This window comes from Pseudoalteromonas tetraodonis, assembly GCF_002310835.1.
GTDB lineage: Bacteria > Pseudomonadota > Gammaproteobacteria > Enterobacterales > Alteromonadaceae > Pseudoalteromonas > Pseudoalteromonas tetraodonis.
Map to the genome: position 1 here is coordinate 1235001 of NZ_CP011041.1, position 22997 is coordinate 1257997.

Consider the following 22997-nt stretch of genomic DNA (forward strand, 5'->3'; position numbering starts at 1 on the left):
CGCGGCTAGACGGAAAGACCCCGTGAACCTTTACTACAGCTTGGCACTGAACATTGAACCTACATGTGTAGGATAGGTGGGAGACTTAGAAGCAGAGACGCTAGTTTTTGTGGAGTCGTCCTTGAAATACCACCCTTGTAGTTTTGATGTTCTAACGTTGGCCCCTGAATCGGGGTTACGGACAGTGCCTGGTGGGTAGTTTGACTGGGGCGGTCTCCTCCCAAAGAGTAACGGAGGAGCACGAAGGTTGGCTAAGTACGGTCGGACATCGTACGGTTAGTGTAATGGTAGAAGCCAGCTTAACTGCGAGACAGACACGTCGAGCAGGTACGAAAGTAGGTCATAGTGATCCGGTGGTTCTGAATGGAAGGGCCATCGCTCAACGGATAAAAGGTACTCCGGGGATAACAGGCTGATACCGCCCAAGAGTTCATATCGACGGCGGTGTTTGGCACCTCGATGTCGGCTCATCACATCCTGGGGCTGAAGTCGGTCCCAAGGGTATGGCTGTTCGCCATTTAAAGTGGTACGCGAGCTGGGTTTAGAACGTCGTGAGACAGTTCGGTCCCTATCTGCCGTGGGCGTTTGAGAATTGAGAGGGGTTGCTCCTAGTACGAGAGGACCGGAGTGAACGAACCGCTGGTGTTCGGGTTGTCATGCCAATGGCATTGCCCGGTAGCTACGTTCGGAACTGATAAGCGCTGAAAGCATCTAAGCGCGAAGCAGGCCTCGAGATGAGTTCTCACTAGACTTTTAAAGTCTCTGAAGGGCCGTTGAAGACTACAACGTTGATAGGCAAGATGTGGAAGTGGTGTGAGCCATTAAGCTAACTTGTACTAATTACCCGTGAGGCTTAACCATACAACGCCAAACGCGTTTTATGTGATAGTTTAAGCGCAGAAGTTAATATGACTAAAGTAGATTTACGATACTCTTTATTATCAGAATTCCAAATTTTAGTAAGCTCGATTAAATCGACCTTACACCAAATTTGCTTGGTGACAATAGCGTTTTGGACCCACCTGACCCCATGCCGAACTCAGTAGTGAAACGAAACAGCGCCGATGATAGTGTAGCATTTGCTATGTGAAAGTAGGACATTACCAGGCTCCAAATTAAAGAAAGCCCGACTAGAAATAGTCGGGCTTTTTTACGTCTGCAGAAAAGTAAAAACGTAGGTGAAAGGTAAAAGGCATCAGGTAAAAGGAAAATAATAAGCGCCTAATGCCGACTCTATACATTTGCTATGTGGCTCTCTACCGCTGTGGGCACCACGACACTACCAGGCTCCAAATAAGAGAAAGCCCGATTAGAAATAGTCGGGCTTTTTTACGTCTGCAGAAAAGTGAAAAATAAAGTTGCAAGGTGAAATGCACTAGTTAAAAGGAAAAAATAATAGCCAAAAGCTACCTGCATGCTTTCATTATGGCTCTCAACGCTGTTTTGCCATGCGCTGTTGCTAAGAAGTAGCAAACAGACTCAAATGAGCCGCAGCTTACTTTGAGTTTTTATATTATTAAAGCAAGCTTAACGGTGCTCGTTTCTGAGAAAAATATAATTTTGCTTTGTTAGTGGCTTTGATTTAGGATCAAAACAGTTTAAAACCAAGAATGATTTGCCTGTGTATAGATTATTAATTAGCGCCTTATCCATTTTCTTTTGTGTTTCTGTATCTGCAGTTGAAGTAACTGATCTATATCAAGATATTTTGGTCGTAGAAGATAAATCTCGTGATGCGCGTTTAGACGCTAGTCGCAAAGCGCTTCTTAACGTACTAGTAAAAGTGAGTGGTGATAAAAGTGCAGATGAAAATCAGATAGCACAGCAACGCACCAAAGATATATCTGATTATATGCTTAAATTTGAATACGATGAGCGTATTCCTGGAACGCTTAAGTTACTAGTTAAATTTGAAGCGCGAAAGATCAATGCACTAATAAAAGATCTTAATTTGCCGTTGTGGGGAGCTCAACGCCCACTGGTTGCCATCTGGTTAGGCATTGAAGATAACAGGCAGCGAGAGCTGGTTACTCAAGAGAGTTATCCTCAGTTAGAGCAACTGATTTACGACAAAGCAAGCCGCCGCGGTTTACCGGTTGTTGTGCCTTTACTCGATTTACAAGACAGACGGCTTGTTGGTGTCCCTGAAGTTTGGGGAAATTTTTCTGGGCCTGTAGAAGAGGCATCTAAACGCTACAGTGCTGAGCGCAGTATTACTGCTAGAATGTATCAAGAGTTTAACTCCGATAATTGGGTATTAGATTGGCGTTTTACTAATGACGAAATGTTTGAATCTAACCGAATTATTGGCTATAGACAGCAAATCGTTGCGCAAATGATTGATGATTTAGCGCAAGGTTTAGCTGGCGAATATGCGATCGATCCGAATGCGTATTATGAGCAACGTACTGCCAATTTGACCTTAAAAGGGACAGATAATTTTGTGGATATAGAGTTGGCAAAGCGTCGTCTACTCAACCTAAGTGTTGTCACCCAAGCGGTTATTATACGTAAAACTCCCGATTCGGTTGAGTTTGAGCTTCATCATACGGGGACTGTGAGTGACCTTAAAAAAGCCCTTGGCCTGGATAACGCCTTTAAAGACTATGTTGATCCTCGTGCTTTTTATCACATAGTTGATGAGCAAAGCCTAGAGTATCAATGGGTTGTAAATTAATGCTAACTCAAGAGCCAATACAAATGGCATTGCCGGTTACTTTACCGGACGATGAAACATTTGCATCCTACTTTGGCGGTGAAGACTCACTCGAGGTAAATCATCTCAAAGATAGCTTTTCTAAGCTTGCTCACTCTTTTCAGTATACCTATTTGTGTGGCTTAGGAGATTCTGGTAAATCTCACTTACTATATGCCACTTGTATTCAGGCACAAGAGCGTGGCTTATCTAATATGCTGCTTTCCATGCGCGAGGTCATTCATTTTGGACCAATGGTTTTAGATGGGCTTGAAGCATTGGATGTATTGTGTATTGATGATGTGCACTTGGTAGCAGGCAATGATGCATGGGAAAAAGCGTTATTTAACTTTTTTAATCGCTTTAATGAGCCCAATAAAATGCTGGTAGTGACTGCCGATTTACTGCCTAACATGCTTAATATTAGCTTGCCCGACTTAGAATCCCGTTTAAAGTGGGGCACTACGTTTCAAATTCGTTCTATGAGTGACGATGATAAAGCACAGGCGCTGGTTAAGCGTGCAAATATGCGTGGGCTTGAACTGAGCGATGAATGTGCGCGATTTTTATTAACGCGTTTGAGTCGTGATATGCGTGCTTTATTGGATGTATTAGACAAATTAGATCACGCATCCATGGCTGCACAACGAAAATTGACTATTCCTTTTATAAAATCAACGCTAAAGCTGTAGTAGGTCTAGAATCTAGACCCTGCTTTCAGTTATCATTAGCTAACTAAATTGTAATCACCTTCTGTGAAAGATCAGGTATCGAATGAACTTAGAAAACATATTAGCGCAAGCACTTGAGGCGGTAGCCAGTGCCAGTGAAATCGCGCAGCTAGAAGAGATCAGGGTTAACTATCTTGGTAAAAAAGGCGAAATTACCAGCTTACTTAAAACGTTAGGTAAAATTGCCCCTGAAGAACGTAAAGAAGCAGGCCAAGTAATTAACCAAGCTAAGCAAGACGTGCAAGTTGCGATTAATGACAAGCGTGAATTGTTAGCAAGTAAAGCATTAGAAGAAAAACTAGCAGCAGAAACAATCGATGTAACTTTACCTGGGCGTGTTATGCCATCGGGTGGTTTGCACCCAGTAACTCGCACCATTGAGCGTATTGAAAGCTTCTTTGGTGAACTTGGCTTTGCTGTTAAATCAGGCCCTGAAGTTGAAGATGATTTTCATAACTTTGATGCGTTAAATATACCAGAGCATCACCCAGCTCGCGCCGATCACGATACCTTTTACTTTAATCCTAAGCTGGTTTTACGTACTCAAACCAGTGGTGTACAAATTCGTACTATGGAAACTGAGCAACCGCCACTGCGTATTATTTCGCCAGGGCGTGTATACCGTAATGACTACGACCAAACACACACGCCTATGTTCCATCAGGTGGAAGGGTTGATGGTTGATACTGATGTAAGCTTCACTGAGCTTAAAGGTATTTTACATGACTTTTTACGTAACTTTTTTGAAGAAGACATGGAAATTCGTTTTCGTCCTTCATTCTTCCCGTTTACAGAGCCTTCAGCCGAAGTGGACGTGATGGGTAAAGATGGTAAATGGTTAGAAGTATTAGGCTGCGGCATGGTTCATCCTAACGTACTTAAGTCTGTAGGCATCGATCCTGAAAAATACACAGGTTTCGCTTTTGGTATGGGTGTTGAGCGCTTAACCATGTTGCGTTACGGCGTAAACGATTTACGTGCGTTTTTCGAAAATGACTTAAAATTCCTAAACCAGTTCCGTTAAGAGTGAAGAGATAAAATGAAATTTAGTGAAAAGTGGTTAAGAGAGTGGGTAAATCCTGCAATTGATACGCAAGCTCTTTCGGAACAGCTTTCAATGGCTGGTTTAGAAGTAGATGGCGTTGAGCCGGCAGCAGCCAAATTTAATGGTGTTGTTGTAGGTGAGGTGGTTGAATGTGGCCAGCACCCTGATGCAGATAAACTACGTGTAACAAAAATTAATGTTGGTGGTGATGAACTGCTTGATATTGTTTGTGGTGCACCAAATTGCCGCCAAGGTATTAAAGTTGCAGTTGCCACTGTTGGCGCAGTGTTACCAGGCGATTTCAAAATTAAAAAAGCCAAACTCCGTGGTCAGCCTTCACACGGCATGTTATGTGCGTTTGATGAGCTAGGTATTAGTGAAGAAGGCGATGGCATTATGGAATTGCCTCTTGATGCGCCTATTGGTAACGATTTACGCGAATATTTAGCGCTTGATGACAACATTATTGACGTAGATTTAACGCCTAACCGTGGCGACTGTTTAGGTATTAAAGGGCTTGCCCGCGAAGTCGGCGTACTTAACAGTATTGATGTAAATACATTAAGCATTCCAGCGGTAACGCCGACAATTGAAGACAAAGTATCAATTGAGTTGGTTAACGATGATGCCTGTCCTCGCTATTTAGGGCGTGTTATTAAGGGCATTAACCTAGACGCTGAGACGCCATTATGGATGGTTGAAAAGCTACGTCGTAGTGGTGTACGTTCAATCGATCCGGTTGTTGATGTGACTAACTTTGTATTATTAGAGCTTGGCCACCCAATGCATGCATTTGATTTAAATGCGATTGAAGGTGGAATTAAAGTACGTAGTGCAACCCCAGGTGAAGAGCTGGTTTTATTAGACGGTAATACGGCTAAATTAAATGAATCGACATTAGTGATTGCCGATCATCATAAAGCACTAGCCATTGCTGGTATTTTTGGCGGTGAGCAATCGGGTGTTACTGAAAAAACAACTGATATCCTGTTAGAAAGTGCATTCTTCAACCCTGTGGCTATTGCAGGACAAGCACGCAGCTATGGTTTGCACACTGATGCATCTCATCGCTATGAGCGTGGCGTCGACTTTGCACTACAACACGATGCCATGGAGCGCGCTACAGCGTTACTTCTGGAGATTGTAGGTGGTAACGCAGGTCCAATCGTTGAAGCTGTTGCTGCAGATAAACTACCAAAAGTAACTGAAGTGCGTTTACGTCGTTCACGTTTAGACCGTGTTATTGGTCATCACATTGACGATGCTAAAGTAACCGATATACTTACGCGTTTAGGTCTTGATGTTAAATTTGACAATGATAGCTGGAGCGCTGATGTACCAAGCTACCGCTTTGATATTCGTATTGAAGAAGATTTAATTGAAGAAGTAGCACGTGTATACGGTTACAACAGTATTCCTAATGTGGCACCAACTGCAAAACTTAAAATGACCACACACGATGAGTCAACTGTTGCACTGAGCCGTTTTCGTAATGCGCTAGTAACCCGTGGCTATCAAGAAGCCATTACTTACAGTTTTGTTGATCCTAAAGCGCAAGCTATTTTACATCCAGAGTGTAACGCATTGGTATTGCCGCACCCAATTTCAATTGAAATGTCAGCGATGCGTATAAGTTTAATGCCTGGCTTATTAGCATCTGTTGCCTATAACCAAAACCGCCAGCAACCACGCATTCGCTTATTTGAACATGGCCTTAAATTTATCAGCGATGAAAGCGCAGAAAATGGCGTTTACCAAGTGCCTGTTATTGGTGGTGTTATTACCGGGCTTGTGCATGGCGAACATTGGGTTGAAGAAAAACGTAACGTTGATTTTTACGACCTAAAAGGGGATGTTGAAGCATTACTTGCTATTACCAATGATGTTAGCCGCTTTGAAATTAAAGCCGAGCAATCAGATGGCCTTCATCCTGGTCAATCAGCTGTTATTTATGTTGATGGAAAAAAAGTAGGTTTCTTTGGTGCATTACACCCTCAAGCGCAAAAATCGTTAGATATCAATAACGCTACTTTTGTGTTTGAAATTGAAATGTCGGCATTAGAAAAAAGAAATTTACCGCAGGCTGTTGGGGTGTCTAAATTCCCATCAAATCGCCGCGACATCGCTATTTTAGTACAAGACAGCGTTAAAATAGGTGATATTTTAAACGTCATCGGAAAAGTTGGCGGAAATCAATTGGTTGACCTAAACTTATTCGATGTGTATAAGGGCAAAGGTATTGAGCCAAATTATAAGAGTTTGGCGATTGCTCTAACACTGCAAGCGGTTGATAGAACACTCGAAGAGAAAGATATCAATCAGGTAGTTGATAACGTGGTGGCCGCACTGGCCGAAAAGTTTAATGCATCGTTGAGGGACTAGATATGGCGCTTACTAAAGCCGACATAGCTGAACACCTATTTGAAAAGCTCGGGATCAATAAAAAAGATGCCAAAGATTTAGTTGAAGCGTTTTTTGAAGAAATCCGCTCAGCGCTTGAAAAAGGCGAGCAGATTAAGCTCTCTGGATTTGGTAACTTTGATCTTCGAGATAAGAAAGAAAGGCCGGGACGTAATCCGAAAACGGGAGAAGATATCCCAATTTCAGCACGTCGCGTGGTTACCTTTAGACCGGGGCAAAAGTTAAAAACCCGTGTCGAAGTAGGCACTAGCAAAAAATAAACAAAAAGGCAGCGTAAGCTGCCTTTTTTGTATCTGTTTTATTATTTCCGGGGGGAGATAAACGTTCCTTGATCTATTTGCTGCAAAGTCTGCTCGGCTAACCTATCTAAACTCTCTAAATTCTTTCCTTGTGCTATTAACTGCTGCTCAATTAACAGTATATCAATATGTTCAATACCAGAAAACTGAGCTATTTTGGCAAAAATATAAGCATGTTTATATTGTTGATGTTTATAAAACAGGCTGATTAAAGACATATATATTTCAGGGTTCGGTTCATGCTTCGCTTTATTCAGCGCTAGCGTGTTGTATAAAAAATTAATCGCTTTTTCTTCATCAACCTTAATGTAATAAGACGCTAAGTAAAATTGCATCTCAGCACTTTGTTCAACTTCTGCAGTATGTTCTAAAGCGAGCAAACGTGTTAATGCACTTTCGTCATTGTTTCTTGACCAATGATAATAAAGCAAGCCCGGGTGGCTGGTGTGTTTTGTCTGTTGATAAATCCGTGCCATTTCCCTCATGCTCGTTAAGTGGGCATGTCGGCGAGCCGTGGTTTTGCTTTTTAGTTTTATGTGCTGAATGTTGGCTGCCAAAGCAATACATTGATTGTAATGCTCAAACGCTTTAAGTAATTGATATTTGTGTTCATCGGTTGGTTGTAAAGATTCAAGGTGACGAGAAAAAATAGTACGTTCTCGCTGCGCTTTACAGTGACTATCTTGGTTAAGATCATTACATATGGCCGGCGATTGAACGCAAATATCTTCAACGGTTAAAGATTCTTCACAGCCTGTAAGCAAAATTGCAAAGGCGAGGGTTATGCGCTTAAAAGCCATCCGAGTCTCTCAAATTATTAGGGTCTGTTGACCTTTCAAGGTTGAATTTGCAGCAGTCTGTTTGGTATTGAGACAAGGCAGAGCCTATGTGGTGTGGTTATTCCCCATAAATAGGCGATAACGTAGCATCAATGCCAAACAGGCGCTGCCCGAAGGGTTCTGCCTAGGTGCGATTTACTCTTTGCTGCTCGGTTTTGACTTAGCCCACTAGGTTACAAACCTCGCGCCGCGATTAAATTGTCCCTAGTTTGAACAAATTTTAATCCGCAAAGGTCAACAGACCCTCATATAGTATTATTCTAGCCTAAACTTTAGTCTCTAACAGTAGAGAATAAAATGAGATTAAATTAGAATAGACCTGCCCGAAGGAATGCGTTGCTCTCAAAATTTGATGCATTCTTAGGCTATCCGTTCAAAATTGTTTAATTAGGTAAAAAAAATGACCTCATCTCACGAGTTAGAATACACAAGTAGCTGGCAAGAACGTCAAGATTACGCAGAAAGCATGCAGCCTATTATTGGTAAATTGTACCGTAATCGTGGTATCGAAATCGCTGTTTACGGCCGTCCATTAGTAAATTCAAGCACTATTGATATTATCAAGTCTCACAAATCAGTAGCTCAATTTGAAGGGACTAAACTGCGCCTACGTGAAAGCTTCCCATTCTTAGAAGCTATCAGCAAAATGGAATTAAATTCTGCCCGTATCGATATTGGTAAATTAGCATACAGCTATTTATACACAGATGCAGCGAATGGTCGTTCAGTAGAAGAGTTTGTTAAAGATGAACTTGCTGAAATTGTTGACTCTAAACCAAAAGCACCACGTGACGTTGTACTTTATGGTTTTGGTCGTATCGGTCGCTTATTAGCACGTTTGTTAATTGAAAAGTCAGGCCCGTATGCCGATTTAAACCTTCGCGCTATTGTTGTGCGTGGCGGTAAAGATGGCGATTTAGAGAAACGTGCAAGCTTATTACGTCGTGACTCTATCCATGGTCCATTTAATGGTTCTATCACCATCGATAAAGAGCGTAATGCAATTAAAGCGAACGGTAGCTACATTCAAGTTATCTACGCTAATTCGCCAAGCGAAGTTGATTACAGCGCTTACGGCATCGAAAACGCATTAGTCGTTGATAACACAGGTATCTGGAAAGATGAAGCCGGCCTTGGTCAGCATTTAGAATCTAAAGGGGCTGCAAAAGTATTATTAACAGCGCCTGCTAAAGGTAATATTAAAAATATCGTTTACGGTGTAAACAACCAAGATATTTTACCGGAAGACAAAATTGTCTGTGCAGCAAGCTGTACAACCAATGCGATTACGCCAACACTTAAAGCATTAAACGATCAGTTTGGTATTAAGAATGGCCATGTTGAAACGGTTCACTCGTACACTAATGACCAAAACTTAATTGATAACTACCACAAAGCGGAACGTCGTGGTCGTGCTGCGGCACTAAACATGGTTATCACTGAAACAGGTGCAGCGAAAGCGGTTTCTAAAGCATTACCAGAGCTTGAAGGTAAACTAACAGGTAACGCAATCCGTGTACCTACACCAAACGTATCGTTAGCTATCTTAAACTTGAACCTTGAAAAGAGTACAACGGTTGAAGAGCTTAATGCGTTTTTACGTGAAACAGCACTTCACTCAGACCTACGTGATCAAATTGATTACACAGCATCAACTGAAATCGTCTCTACCGATTTAGTGGGTAGCCGTTACGCAGGTGTTGTTGATTCTCAAGCAACGATTGTTGATGATAACCGCGTAGTACTTTACGTATGGTACGACAATGAGTTTGGTTATAGCTGCCAGGTAGTTCGCTGTATGCGCGACATGGCAGAAGTCTCATTCCCAAGTTTACCTCGATAAACATATGAGCAATTAAGAAAAGCCAGCACTTGCTGGCTTTTTTAGGCCTGAAGATTTTTAAAGTGAAGCGGTTATGGTACGCTTTATTAAATTGGGTACGCGTTTATACACTTTTAAAGTGCAGTGACACGTATTTACCTCTTGGCTAAATGCCTTAGTCAAAGACACACAGTTAACTAATAGGTTTGTTGTAATGAAAATCAGTAGCAATTTCGACAGTGGTAATATTAAAGTTATTGAAGCCACCGATCCGTTAAATATTCAGCTAGAAATTAATAAAGATCACCAGTCTGAGTTTTATCAGTGGTTTCACTTTCGCCTTGAAACAACGCCTTATCAACTTCATCAGTTAAATATTAATAATCTTGATAAGTCTGCATACCCTGATGGTTGGGTAGACTACCAAGCTGTTGCTTCATACGACCGTCAAACATGGTTCCGTGTACCGTCTTCGTATGAAAATGGCACATTAACATTTGAGCTTGAGCCTGAGTGCAGCAGCGTTTACTTCGCCTACTTTGCACCTTACAGCTACGATCGTCATTTAGACTTATTAGCATGGGCGCAAAGCCAAGAAATTTGCCAACTAGAAACACTAGGTCAAACCCTTGATGGGCGTGACATGAGCGTGCTTAAAATTGGTCAGCCAAGCGCCGATAAAAAAATCATCTGGGTTACGGCTCGCCAACATCCAGGTGAAACTATGGCAGAGTGGTTTGTAGAAGGCTTATTACACAAACTGCTTGACGATGAAGACCCACATGCAGCAGCCTTACTATCAAAAGCGGTATTCTATGTAGTGCCAAACATGAATCCAGATGGCAGTGCACGTGGTCACTTACGTACTAATGCTAAAGGGGTTAACTTAAACCGTGAATGGCAAACGCCAAGCATGGAAAATAGTCCTGAAGTTTACTTAGTGCTTAATAAAATGCGCGAAGCCGGCTTAGACATGCACCTAGACATTCATGGTGATGAAGCCATTCCATATAATTTTGTTGCCGGTAGCGAAGGCATACCAAGCTATGATGCACGCCTAAAAGGCTTAGAGGATAGCTTTAAGGCCGCGCTTTTAACTATTACTCCAGAGTTTCAAGATACGCATGGCTACGATAAAGACGAACCAGGTCAAGCTAACCTAACAGTAGGTTCATCAGCGACAGCAGAAGAATTTAAAGCACTTACTTACACAGTAGAAATGCCATTTAAAGATAATAATGACTTACCCGATCCAGATTATGGTTGGTCAGATCGTCGTTCTTATCAATTTGGACAAGATACTTTAGCAGCCATTGTTAATGTTGTAGACAACTTAAGATAAAACGTTTGTTTCAAAGGGTATCAATAATATTGATACCCTTTTTACTTTTAGCTAAACCAACCGTACCAAAAAATAAGAATCATTTACCCACCACAGCACTAAAACGTTTCAATACACCTTCTCGACAGATTTAATACCATATAGTCTAAATCAATTTGCACTTAGTTAAACCTTGTCTTAGCAGGCTCAATATAAATAAACAATAAGTTGTTTTGAAAATTAACTGTTAACAATATTGGGTACTTAAGTTAATATCGATTGAGCAATAAGAAAGACGGAAAAGATTAATCCCTTATTTCGTAAAGCTTATAACAGGTATTCTGAGTAGCAGAGTATGGTAATTAATAATAATAAATATAACTGTGAGGATGTTCATGGAAGCTTTTGTAAGCGCCGTTAATGATGTTGTTTGGAGTGATGCACTCATCTATTTATGCCTAGGCGCAGGCTTATTTTACTCCGTACTAACTCGATTTGCTCAAGTTAGACATTTTAAAGAAATGTGTAAGCTATTATTTAGCCCTAACACCTCAGAAAAAGGGATTTCATCTTTTCAAGCTCTTGCTGTCTCATTATCTGGGCGAGTAGGGGTTGGTAATATTGCCGGGGTTGCAGCCGCAATTGGTTTTGGTGGCCCTGGCGCTATTTTCTGGATGTGGGTTGTTGCTTTTTTAGGTGCAAGTACTGCATACGCGGAGTCAACATTAGGTCAAATTTATAAATTAGAAGAAGACGGCCAATACCGCGGTGGTCCAGCGTATTATTTTGACCGTTGCTTAGGGCAAAAATGGCTGGCTGTATTATTTGCTGTGTCGGCAATTATAGCCTGTGGGGTTTTCCTACCGGGCGTGCAAGCAAATGCTGTGGGCAACGCATTCACTCAAGTATTTGGTGATGGCACTATGGTGTCTACAAGTTTTGGTGAAGTAGGCAGTTTTAAACTGGTTGCGTTGGCCATTATTCTTATTGTTTTAGCGTTTATTATTTTTGGTGGTATAAAGCGCATTGCTAATTTTACGCAAATTGTAGTGCCATTTATGGCGCTTGGTTACATCGTATTGGCCTTAATTATCGTATTTTTAAATATAGACAAAGTCCCGGGTATTTTCTCGCTCATTATTGGTGATGCATTTACAGCCCAAGCAGGTTTTGGTGCTGCAATTGGCTGGGGTGTTAAGCGTGGAATATACTCTAATGAAGCCGGCCAAGGTACAGGTCCTCATGCTGCGGCTGCGGCAGAAGTTGATCACCCTGCACAGCAAGGTTTAGTGCAAGCTTTTTCTGTTTATGTTGATACACTTTTTGTATGTACAGCAACGGCATTAATGATTTTAATGACGCAGCAATACAATGTAGTCGGTACTTTGCCAGAAGGGCAATTCATTATACAAAATGTGGATGCGGCAACTGAAGTGGGATCAGCAGCATTCACCCAAATGGCGTTGTTTAGTGTATTTGGTAGCTTTGGAGAAGCGTTTGTAGGTATCGCTTTATTCTTCTTTGCTTTTACCACCATACTGGCTTATTACTTCATTGCTGAGACAAATATCGCGTACTTAAATCGCTACTTTAAAGGAAGTATTCCGCTTGTAGTGGTAAAACTTATGATTATGTTTATGGTAGCCTACGGCATGGTTAACAGTTCCGGTTATATTTGGACTATTGGCGACATAGGCGTTGGCTTAATGGCGTGGATCAACATATTGGGTATATTAGCCATTTTCTTTGTCGCTAAACCGGCCTTAACATGTTTGAGTGATTATGAAGACCAGAAGAAAAAAGGTGGCCAAATCACATTTGATCCCGTTAAGTTAGGGATTAAAAACGCCACCTTCTGGGAAAAACGTCTTGAAAAGCAATCTAAAGACGCTGAATAAACAGATCCCAATAACCTAATATCATCTATTGGGTTAAATTCAAAAAAGACAAAGAGCAATAAAACAAGTACAATGAAAAGCGCCGAAAGGCGCTTTTTTTATGCGTAGTATGGAGAGAGATGTATGGCGATTACTCGTTGCCCCAAATGTGCAAAATCAATTTCAGATAAACATTCGCAGTGTCCACATTGCCAAAGTAACGTTGCTGAATTAAATGCCGAGCAAGTTCAACAACTTCAACGTGAGCAGCGAATTAAAAAGCAGCAAATGTTTATGAACCACTCCTTTTTAGCGCTGATCTTATTTTTAGGTGGCTTCTTTTGTTTGTACTTCCTACAACCTCAAGAAAAAACACTTCAGTGGTATGCGTATACCTCGGCCATTGGCATTGGCTGTATTTGGTACCTTATTAACCGTATTATTTTAGTGACTCTGAAAAAGAAAAAATGACATGAATATTGACAACCTAGTACAGAATATTACTCCAGAATTATTTGAGCGCTTACAGTATGGTGCGGCAACGGGAAAGTGGCCAGATGGCACGCCTTTATCAGATGAGCAAAAGCAACAAACAGTGCAACTAGTGATGTTGTACCAAGCAAAAGTAGCACAATCAAACGAGCAGTTTACCATTGGTGCAAATGGAGAAATGATCCAAAAAACCAAAGCGCAACTACAAAAAGAATTCAAATCAGATAACGAAATAGCTAGGTTCAGTGAAAATGATCTTTAAACACCTTTTTACACCAAAATGGAAACACCCAAAGCAACAAGTTCGTTTAGATGCGATTGAAAAACTTGATGTGGCACGTGACGTAACAATTTTAAGCACCTTAGCCCTTGAAGACTCATCGGCTGAAATTCGTCGTAAAGCACTGCAAAAAGTAAACGACTTACCACTGTGGTGGAAAGCTTACAAACAAGATCAGGCATTGAAAGATGTTGCTGAACAACAAATCTCATCGGCTGTATTAAACAGTGAAAGTAGCTTGTCGGCGCAGATTAAAAATGAGTACATTGAACGCTTTGCACCGGTTAAAACCCTTGAAAAACTAGCATTTGCTGAAAAAGAACTGCAAGTGAGAGTTAAGCTATTAAAACGCCTAGCTAACCCTAAACTGATTGAAAAAGCCTTTAAAGAAGCAAACGAAGAGCTGCAAAAACAGTTAGTTGATTTAGTCATTACTCAGCAGTTAACTAAAGCACTGTTAAAGCATGCTCAAGGTGAAGCCAAAGTTGCGCTAGAAAGTCATCTTGAAAACGAGCGTTTAGCGCTTGAAATGCCATCGCAAGTTGAAAACGCAACCCGTGTTATTTTAGCCAAGCTTAATGCATTGCGTGATAAAAATGACTACGCCATTGTTGACCCACAAGCTGCAGAACTCATGGCGCAGTGGCAAGCTCTTGAATTAAAATGGCTAAGTGAAGAACATGTAAAAACCCTTGATGCTAAATATATATCAATTACCGATAAGCTTAATGCTCACATTGCCACATTAAAAGCGCAACATGAAATAGAGCAGCAACGTTTAGCGCAGCAACAGCGCCAAGTCTTAGCATTAGCTACGTTAGAAGCATTAAGTGAAGAAATTGAAAATGCATTGCAACTTGGATTAGAAACCCCAGAGCAAATTCAGCAAGATTGGCTTAATGCAAAAGTAGCACAAGCAAAAGACACACTAGATAAAACGCAATTGATGGCTGATCAGCAATCAAAACAAGTGATTAATAAGCTTGAGCAACTATTTTTACAAGTAGCCAAGTTACCTGAGCTAACTACGGCGATTAAAGAATATAAAATTGCCTACAGTACGCTTATTGAAATAAAACCTGCAGAGCAACTTAGCGATTACGATCAACAACTAAGTGCCTTTAATCACACATTTAAAGAGGCACGCAGCCATTTAGATGTACTTAGCAATGATTTACAAGCGTCATTTAAAACCCAACTTAATGCGCATAAAAAGCAATTTTTAGCTGCAATGAGCGAACTCACTAAGCTGCTTGAAAAAACCCAGAGCCAAGCTAAACGCAAGGCACGTGATGTAAAACGTTTAATTGAAGAAGGGCGCTTTAACGTTGCATTTGGTGTATTTAAAGGCTTCGAAGAGTTATTTAATGCCCTAACTGAAAAGTATCAACAGCCGCTGGTTAACTTAAAAGCAGACCTAGAAGCGCAATTAGCCGATGCTAAAGATTGGCAAAAATATGCGGCCGCACCAAAACGTGCAGCACTTTTAGAAGAAGTAACAGCGTTAGTTGATGAGCCGTGTAACGATCCACAACAGCGTGCTGATCAAGTTAAAGTACTTCGCAAGCGTTGGAACGAGCTAGGACGCCTTGATACAGAGCAAGAGAAACAACAGGGCAACGAGTTCGATGAAAAAATTGAGCTTTTATTTGCCCCTTGTCGCAGCTACTTCGCTGAGCAAGAAGTGCAACGTGAAGCAGCAAAAGCAGAGCGCGAGCAATTGATTGCTGATATGCATGCATTGCATTTACAAGCAACTGATACGGCTGATTTAGATTGGAAACAACTAGAAAGTCACTATAACCGTTTGCAAAAGGCATGGCGAAGTGTGGGTAAAGTTGACCCGAAAACATACCGCGTATTAAACGAGCGTTATAAGGCAGAGCAGCAACAGGTTGTAGCGTCACTTAACGCGTTTCATAAAGGCAATGCCGCACTTAAAAATGAGCTCGTTGAACAAGCACAGCAATTATCACAAAGCGATAATTTAGCAGACGCTTGCCAACAGCTAAAGCAGTTACAGCAACAGTGGCAAACCATAGGGTTTGCAGGCTTAAAAGCTGAAAATGCATTGTGGCAAAAATTTCGTCAGTTTAATGATGCAACTTTCACTAAACGAAGCGAAGAGTTTGAACAGCAAAAGCGCGAACAAAGTGAGTCAGATAAGCTGGCAACAACTGAGCTGAATGAGCTTGAAGCAGCATTAAATAGTGTTGAAGGTAAAGCCCAATTACTTGATTTGCAAACCAAAGTTAAAGGGTATAAACAGTTTAAATCGTTAACCCCTAAAGTGTCTGCTTTGTTATCAGCCATAGATGAAAAGCTGACAGGGTTAGCGGCTAAAAATGAGCAAGCTAATTTAGATGCTTTATTTGTTGCACTTGAGAACAACGAGCCAGTCCCGAGTCAATTTAATGGTGCAGTTAAAACAGCATTGAGCTGTGAGCAGCTGTTAACGCGTATGGAAATACTTGCGAGCGTAAGTTCGCAAAACTCATCGCAAAGAATGGTAGAGCAAGTAGCTATGCTTGATGATAAGCACCGTGGCGAACACGCTGATTTAAATTATTATTTAAAGCAGTTATTAGCACTCAGTGAGGGTTCAGTCACAGCTGACACACTAGCAAGGTTAAAAGTTATTTTTGCTGTAAATTAAGCGCAATCACTTTTATCAACTAAAATGAAAAAGCCGCTATTAAAGCGGCTTTTTGTTATGGTTACTTACTGCCTATACGATTAACCAATAGGGTTTTGCATGAAAATTTTTGTTTTTATTTCACTACTATTTTTAACTGCCTGTAACAGTACGCAGGGTATTTCGGTTTATTCATTTACAAATTCAGAGGTTGAGTCGTTACTAAATAAAGAGTTACCTAAATTAAGTGAAAAAGTTAGCCTGATGGGCTTACCTGTGCAGTTTGATGTGAATGATTTAAGCGTTAATATTGGCCCAGATAATAGTGATTATGTTTTATTAGGTGCAGATTCTAGCGCCGAGATTAATGCTTTTGCATTAAAGTACCCAGTGCGCTTAAAGCTGCAAATACAGGGCACTCCTTTTTATGACAGCGAGAAAAAAGCGGTATTTTTACGTAATGTTAAGTTACTCGACTCAAGCATTGATGCCGGTGGCTTTAAAGGTAATTTAGAAGTGCTGGATAACGAGGCCATGGATGTAATGAATGCTTTTTTAGCCGTTAACCCCGTTTATAAGTTAAATATGAACGATCCTAAAATGGCATTATTAAGTAATTTACCTTTAGATTTAAAAGTAGTAGAAGGCGCTATTAAGCTAGTCCCTCGGTTATAATTTAGATCCAATAGGCGTAATAAAACGTATTAGTTGACCTTATTATTAATAGATTAGGTTAATTATGGCTAATGAGCGATCCGTTCCCACATCTCGACTTTCACGTTTTGCAAAGTTAGGCTCATTAGCCACTGGCGTCGCCACGAATATGTTAGTGGGCGGGGCTAAAAGTGCGCTTTCTGGTAAAGGCTGGGATAATAAAAGCTTATTGCTTCAGCCTAAAAATATTGAAAACCTAGCCACTCAACTCTCACACCTGCGCGGTGCGGCAATGAAGCTTGGGCAGCTGCTTTCAATGGATGCTGGCGACTTACTAACCCCCGAACTTGCTCAATTGCTGTCTTTATTGCGCTCAGATGCCAACCCGATGCCACACAAACAACTGGTTAGTGTTTTAAAAGAGCAATGGGGAGAGGATTGGTTATCGCGTTTTTCTCATATTGAGCTCAGGCCGTTTGCGGCGGCGTCCATTGGCCAGGTTCATTTAGCTTATAAAGAAAATGGCGCGCAACTGGCAGTTAAAATTCAATACCCTGGAATCGCAAAAAGTGTAGTGAATGACGTAGATAACGTGATCACTTTACTTACTTTATCGCGGTTATTACCTAAAGAGCTGGATATTAAACCCCTAGTGGCTGAAGCCAAGGCACAGCTATTAGCAGAGGCCGACTACACTCGAGAAGCTGAATATTTATCACGTTACAAAAATCTGTTAGCAAATAACGCGCATTTCAAAGTCCCTAGCGTGTATCCCCAGCACAGTACTGCGCAAGTGCTAACCATGGAGTATGTAGATGCCAAGCCTATAGAGGGCATTACATATTTACCACAATCAGAGCGAAGCCGAGTTGCTGAACAACTGATTGATTTATTTTTTAAAGAAATGTTTGTCTTTAATTTAATCCAAACCGACCCTAACTTTGCAAATTTTCATTACCAACCTGAATCACAAAAAATAGTATTATTTGACTTTGGTGCCACACGAGAAATTACCCCAGCACTAAGTAATGCCTATCTAGCTTTATTTAAAGCTGGTAGTAATAACGATCGTGAAGGGGTGCTCAATGCCGCCACCGATATTGGCTATTTTAAAGATTCCCTCAAAGACAATTACAAAGAAAAAGTGATTGATTTATTTTTAATGGCCTGCGAGCCACTGCGCTATAACGGCGAGTTTGATTTTAAAAATAGCGCGCTTGCTAGCAATATTAAAGATGCAGGCTTGCAGTTAAGCGCACAGTCGCAGCAATGGCATACGCCTCCTGTTGATGCGTTGTTTATTCACCGTAAGCTAGCGGGCTTGTATTTAATCGCAGCACGGCTAGAAGCAAAAATAGATATTAAGGCATTATTTAGCCATTACTAGGTGCTAAAGCAAGAGAGAATTGGCATAATACTCGCGATATTTCGCGAGGTCTGCAATGATAAAAAACTTTTTAAACGATCCTACTTTATTACTTAATGCGGTAGGTGAGGGCATATATGGATTTGATTTATCTGGTAATGCGGTGTTTGTAAACCCAGCGGCAGAGCGAATGACGGGTTGGACAGCCGATGAATTGCTGGGTAAAAAAATACATCAATATCATCATCACAGTCATGCAGATGGCACGCCTTACCCTGCCGATGAATGCCAAATTTACTGCACCATGTTTGATGGCAAACGCCGCGAGGTTAAAAACGAAGTATTTTGGCGTAAAGATGGCAGCGCCTTTGCTGTTGAATATACCTCCACGCCTGTTTATAAAAATAGCCAGCTTATTGGTGCCGTGGCCGTTTTTCGCGATATATCAGCGCAGCAGCGAACCCAAACCGCGCTCCAAGATGCTTTAGCGCAAGTAAAGCATTTAAGCGAGCAGCTCAAAGATGAAAACGACTACCTTACTGCCGAGCTAAATCAAGATTGGCAAGACTCGGGGCTAGTAGGGCGCAGTGATGTATTTCAACGTATGTTGCAGCAAATACAGTTAGTGAGCGAAACCGACAGTACGGTGTTGATACTTGGCGAAAACGGTACTGGCAAAGAGCTGGTGGCGCGTAACTTACATAGATTAAGCAAGCGCAATGAGCAGGCGTTTATAAAAGTTAATTGTGCGGCGTTTACCCCTAGCTTATTAGAATCGGAGTTGTTTGGACACGAACGAGGCTCGTTTACCGGCGCAAATGAGCGACGTAAAGGGCGTTTTGAACTTGCTGATAAGGGCACTTTATTTTTAGATGAAGTGGCAGAGCTGCCGTTAGAGTCACAAAGTAAATTATTACGAGTATTACAAGAGCGCGAATTTGAGCGAGTAGGGGGCAGCCAAACTCTAAAAGTCGATATTCGTATCATTGCTGCAACCAATCGTAACTTGTGGGAAATGGTACAAGCAGGGCAGTTTAGAATGGACTTATACTACCGTTTGAACGTGTTTCCTATCAAAGTGCCAGCACTAAAAGAGCGAAAAGAAGATATACCTTTTTTATGTCAAAACTTAATTGCTCAAATAAACAAGCGGCTAGGTAAGCAATTACAGGGGTTAAGTAAGAAAGCTATTAGGCAACTACAAGCCTATGACTGGCCAGGCAATATCAGAGAGCTGCAAAACGTGTTAGAGAGAGAAGCTATTTTATCTACACAGCCCACACTGCAGTTAAGTCAGCCGCTAAAAGCCGGTGATGCGAATGCCGTTAACCCAACGCTTACACTGGATGAGGCGCAAAGACAGCATATTATCTCCGTACTGATGTTATGTAACTGGAAAATTGCAGGCGAACAAGGCGCGGCAAATAAGCTGGGCTTACCTGAGAGTACGCTTCGCTCAAAAATGCGAAAATTGGCAGTGCAACGCACACGTTAACTCGCGATATATCGTGCATGTCGTTAAATGTCGCGAATTTTCGCTTGGGTAGTATATGTAAAATTAATTAATATCAATAAGTTAAATTAACTTTCACTGTGGTCTGAAAGTTGCAAAATCGTACTTAATACCCGTCACTATTAAGTAAGTAACATGAAGTTTGATATTAAAGAAGAAGACATGATCATTAAGCCCTACAAAGAAGAAGGGCCAATTTATATACGCGAGCAAAAAGGGTTTTTTCAGCGTATACGCCGTAATTTAGGTTGGCTGCTAATGCTCAGCTTTATCGCCATTCCTTGGATTCAATATAACGGTCAGCAAGCGGTTTTATTGGATGTTGCCACCCAAAAGTTTACTATTTTTGGCCTAACCTTACTACCTCAAGACTTTATGATTCTCGCCATGCTATTTATGGTGGGGGCGTTTGCGTTATTTTTTGTGACCAATTGGCTTGGCCGTGTGTGGTGCGGCTATACTTGCCCGCAAACAATTTGGATGTTGATGTTCTCTTGGGTGGAGCAACGTATTGAGGGAACGCGTAACCAGCGTATTAAGCTTGATAAAAGCCCATGGGATATTACCAAGTGGCGTAAAAAAATTACTAAGCACAGTGCATGGCTGGTTATTTCACTCTTAACTGCCACTTCTTTTTTAGCGTATTTTATTCCAGCTAAAACCTTATACCTAGAAATGGTTAATTTTGAATGGTCTGGAATTACCAGTTTTTGGGTGTTTTTATTTGCGTTTTGTACCTATGGCAACGCAGGTTTCTTACGAGAAAAAATGTGCACAGTGGCGTGTCCGTATTCGCGCTTTCAATCAGTGATGTTTGATAAAGACACGCTGGTGGTAACCTATGATAGCGAACGAGGTGAAAACCGCGGTCCACGTAAACGTAAAGCCGATCCTAATGCGCTTAATTTAGGTGACTGTGTAGACTGTAACTTATGTGTTGAAGTATGTCCTGCTGGGATTGATATTCGCAATGGACTGCAATATGAATGTATTAACTGTGGCTTATGTATTGATGCCTGTGACGATACCATGGATAAGTTTGGCTACGAAAAAGGCTTAATTAAATACGCCAGTGAAAAGCAAATGGCGGGGCAAAAAACTAATCCATTTAGGCTCAAGTTAGTGGGCTATGGCGCTTTAACTGCGCTGTTAATTATTTCTATGTTTGCTTGGATGCTACAACGTACGCCTATCGAAGCCTCTGTGCTTAGAGACAGAAACGCACTGTATCGGGTAAATTATGAAGGGTTAGTCGAAAACCCTTATACACTCACCATCATTAACAAAACGCAGCAACCTTTGCATTATTCTATTTCAATTAGTGGGTTAGAAGGTGCGAGCTTGCAAAGTCCTAACGCCGTGTTGGTAGAGCCAGGGTTGATGAAAAGTGTTCCTGTAACGGTTACTGCCGATGGATATGATATACCCACGAAGGTGAGTAAGCTGAAGTTTAAAATCACCGCACAAGAGGACAATAGTATTTCAATTACTAAAGAGAGTCAGTTTTATAAAAACTAGCCCATTTGGTTTTTCGTTGACTATACCTCGGTCGTGTAATTGATTTACTCGGCTGAGGTAAGCTGACTTTTTATAAATGCCTTAGCGCTTGGCAAGTCATCAAACAAGCATTCTTGTAAATAAGCGTCACGACCTGAGCTGTGCATAATACGTTGTAGTTGCCTTATGGCAATGGGAGAGGTGAGTATAAAGGCACTCATTATGCAATTATTTATCCCCATTGTTTGGCTAACATCGATCATATTTTTTTCAGCGTCAGGGGTGGCGGCCACAACGTCGGGCGAATGGCTAATATAGCCCCAAGGTTGATGTTTAAACGTTGTAATGGTGTCTAACAGAGCGGCTTTAAAGTGATTTAATAACTCAGGGTTTAAGTTGCCTTTAAATTGGGCAATAACAATATTTCCCTCAACATAAAAACTGTAACTGCCGTAATTATTTTTAAATTCCAATAGCCGCTCCTTTGTCTGCACCTTACTATGTGCTGATGAATACCATAACTATTACTTATTAATAATGTAGTCCAACGCACCCGAAATTGCCGCAACTTGCGCTAATATGCACTCTTCAGGGTTGGCCGTTGCACTATCTGGGTAAACTTCAGTGGTTGTAACGTAGGTTGCATCAGATAACCCCATGCATAAACCTAACTCTTTTGCTGCATAGTTTACTACCCCAAATTGTTCTTGAGGTACACCAATTAATTGTTTATTTTCATCGCTTGGAGCGATGTGTGTGACCTTTTCAACACATTCAATAATAGCTTTTTGAAAAGCAGGCTCTGGTTTGTTGCTGTCAGCGACTAAATAAAAACCGTCTGGTATATTCCAATTAGTATTTATTTTACCTTCGCGCGCTGCAAGTGCAGGGCGAAATTCACTGTTATCTGAATCAGTGGTTTCATGCAAATCGATATGCGCGATTAAATCAGTATTTAAAGATTGCACATAATTCATTACCAATGCAGATTCTTGCGCTGGGCTGCCTTCATAAAAAGAACGGTTTGGATCAATTGCCTCTGGGTTCCAGCGGTTTATTGTTTCATAACCCCATGGGCTAATGCAGGGAGTAATCACCAGATTAAATTTCTCTGCGTATTGAGTTGCCAATGTTTTTGCAAACCTTAACGCACCGTGTACTCCGCTGGTTTCGTAGCCATGTACGCCGCCAGTGATTAGCACTGTGTGTTTATTTTTATCAAAGTGTTGGGTTTTTAATGCAAACAAAGGGTAACTGTTTTGAGCATAATTAAGTTCACCATATTGATCTACAACAAGCGTATCTTTTAGCTCATTAATTAGCGTTAATACTTCATCGTTATAACTACGTTTAATTTTCTGGGCTTCAAGCCATTGGAGTTTATGATTGTTATTCCACTTTTCACCAGGGTTGCCAATAGGGTAGGTACTGTTATTCATATTAAACCTTTACGTTGAATTATCTCTGCGGGCTATAGAGCACATAGACCATAATGACGAAAATAAAGCGT

General features: G+C 41.1%; 18 protein-coding genes and 2 rRNA genes (1 of these 20 only partly in view). 17 read left to right on the forward strand and 3 right to left on the reverse strand.

The genetic code is table 11. The features are described from left to right. The 7 genes from PTET_RS05815 to ihfA form a co-directional block, all read left to right on the forward strand. Positions 1-861, forward strand: a 23S ribosomal RNA gene (locus PTET_RS05815); it begins 2026 nt to the left of the window's first position. Positions 862-994: 133 nt separating this feature from the next. After that, positions 995-1109, forward strand: a 5S ribosomal RNA gene (gene rrf, locus PTET_RS05820). 512 nt (positions 1110-1621) lie between these two features. Beyond that, complete coding sequence (locus PTET_RS05825; RefSeq protein ID WP_013464598.1) at positions 1622-2677, forward strand: DUF2066 domain-containing protein; 1056 nt, start codon at positions 1622-1624, stop codon at positions 2675-2677. Next, a complete protein-coding gene (gene hda / locus PTET_RS05830; RefSeq protein ID WP_024603126.1) occupies positions 2677-3387 on the forward strand; it encodes a DnaA inactivator Hda in 711 nt (236 codons plus the stop codon). Before PTET_RS05825 ends, hda begins: the two co-directional genes overlap by 1 nt. An 82-nt stretch (positions 3388-3469) precedes the next feature. Continuing rightward, a complete protein-coding gene (gene pheS / locus PTET_RS05835) occupies positions 3470-4450 on the forward strand; it encodes a phenylalanine--tRNA ligase subunit alpha (RefSeq protein WP_013464600.1) in 981 nt (326 codons plus the stop codon). Positions 4451-4465: 15 nt separating this feature from the next. After that, positions 4466-6853 (forward strand): phenylalanine--tRNA ligase subunit beta, encoded by a 2388-nt coding sequence (pheT, locus tag PTET_RS05840; protein ID WP_096038313.1) that lies wholly within the window; start codon positions 4466-4468, stop codon positions 6851-6853. 2 nt (positions 6854-6855) lie between these two features. Then, positions 6856-7152: an integration host factor subunit alpha gene (gene ihfA / locus PTET_RS05845; RefSeq protein WP_008114070.1), complete on the forward strand. Its 297-nt coding sequence runs from the start codon at positions 6856-6858 to the stop codon at positions 7150-7152. A 41-nt stretch (positions 7153-7193) separates the two neighbouring features. Here ihfA and PTET_RS05850 read toward each other — a convergent pair whose 3' ends face one another. Continuing rightward, positions 7194-7991 (reverse strand): DUF2989 domain-containing protein, encoded by a 798-nt coding sequence (locus PTET_RS05850; RefSeq protein WP_024603129.1) that lies wholly within the window; start codon positions 7989-7991, stop codon positions 7194-7196. A 439-nt stretch (positions 7992-8430) separates the two neighbouring features. On the opposite strand from PTET_RS05850, the gene PTET_RS05855 reads away from it, so the two are divergent. From PTET_RS05855 to ccoG, 10 genes are all read left to right on the forward strand, one after another. Then, positions 8431-9873: a glyceraldehyde-3-phosphate dehydrogenase gene (locus PTET_RS05855; RefSeq protein WP_013464603.1), complete on the forward strand. Its 1443-nt coding sequence runs from the start codon at positions 8431-8433 to the stop codon at positions 9871-9873. A 193-nt stretch (positions 9874-10066) separates the two neighbouring features. Continuing rightward, a complete protein-coding gene (locus PTET_RS05860; protein ID WP_096038314.1) occupies positions 10067-11194 on the forward strand; it encodes a M14 family metallopeptidase in 1128 nt (375 codons plus the stop codon). A gap of 374 nt (positions 11195-11568) precedes the next feature. Beyond that, positions 11569-13071 (forward strand): alanine/glycine:cation symporter family protein, encoded by a 1503-nt coding sequence (locus PTET_RS05865; RefSeq protein WP_096038315.1) that lies wholly within the window; start codon positions 11569-11571, stop codon positions 13069-13071. A gap of 123 nt (positions 13072-13194) precedes the next feature. Next, positions 13195-13521 (forward strand): hypothetical protein, encoded by a 327-nt coding sequence (locus PTET_RS05870; protein ID WP_096038316.1) that lies wholly within the window; start codon positions 13195-13197, stop codon positions 13519-13521. A 1-nt stretch (position 13522) separates the two neighbouring features. Continuing rightward, the gene (locus PTET_RS05875) at positions 13523-13804 is read left to right on the forward strand and encodes a YeaC family protein (RefSeq protein WP_013464607.1); all 282 of its coding nucleotides are present in this window, start codon (positions 13523-13525) and stop codon (positions 13802-13804) included. Beyond that, positions 13794-16478 carry a DUF349 domain-containing protein gene (locus PTET_RS05880; protein WP_096038317.1) on the forward strand — a complete coding sequence of 895 codons (2685 nt, stop codon included), beginning with the start codon at positions 13794-13796 and terminating at the stop codon, positions 16476-16478. Before PTET_RS05875 ends, PTET_RS05880 begins: the two co-directional genes overlap by 11 nt. A 99-nt stretch (positions 16479-16577) precedes the next feature. Then, a complete protein-coding gene (locus PTET_RS05885; RefSeq protein WP_024601178.1) occupies positions 16578-17132 on the forward strand; it encodes a DUF1439 domain-containing protein in 555 nt (184 codons plus the stop codon). 64 nt (positions 17133-17196) lie between these two features. Next, positions 17197-18498 carry an ABC1 kinase family protein gene (locus PTET_RS05890; RefSeq protein WP_013464610.1) on the forward strand — a complete coding sequence of 434 codons (1302 nt, stop codon included), beginning with the start codon at positions 17197-17199 and terminating at the stop codon, positions 18496-18498. Positions 18499-18553: 55 nt separating this feature from the next. Further along, entirely contained in the window at positions 18554-19972 is a 1419-nt protein-coding gene (locus tag PTET_RS05895) for a sigma-54 interaction domain-containing protein (protein WP_013464611.1), read from the forward strand. Positions 19973-20125: 153 nt separating this feature from the next. Continuing rightward, positions 20126-21508 (forward strand): cytochrome c oxidase accessory protein CcoG, encoded by a 1383-nt coding sequence (ccoG, locus tag PTET_RS05900; protein WP_016899754.1) that lies wholly within the window; start codon positions 20126-20128, stop codon positions 21506-21508. Positions 21509-21552: 44 nt separating this feature from the next. Here ccoG and PTET_RS05905 read toward each other — a convergent pair whose 3' ends face one another. Continuing rightward, the gene (locus PTET_RS05905) at positions 21553-21960 is read right to left on the reverse strand and encodes a hypothetical protein (protein WP_013464613.1); all 408 of its coding nucleotides are present in this window, start codon (positions 21958-21960) and stop codon (positions 21553-21555) included. Between the two features lie 51 nt (positions 21961-22011). Continuing rightward, on the reverse strand, positions 22012-22926 hold the full coding sequence (locus PTET_RS05910) for a M14 family metallopeptidase (RefSeq protein WP_013464614.1): 915 nt from the start codon (positions 22924-22926) through the stop codon (positions 22012-22014). Between the last annotated feature and the right edge of the window lie 71 nt (positions 22927-22997).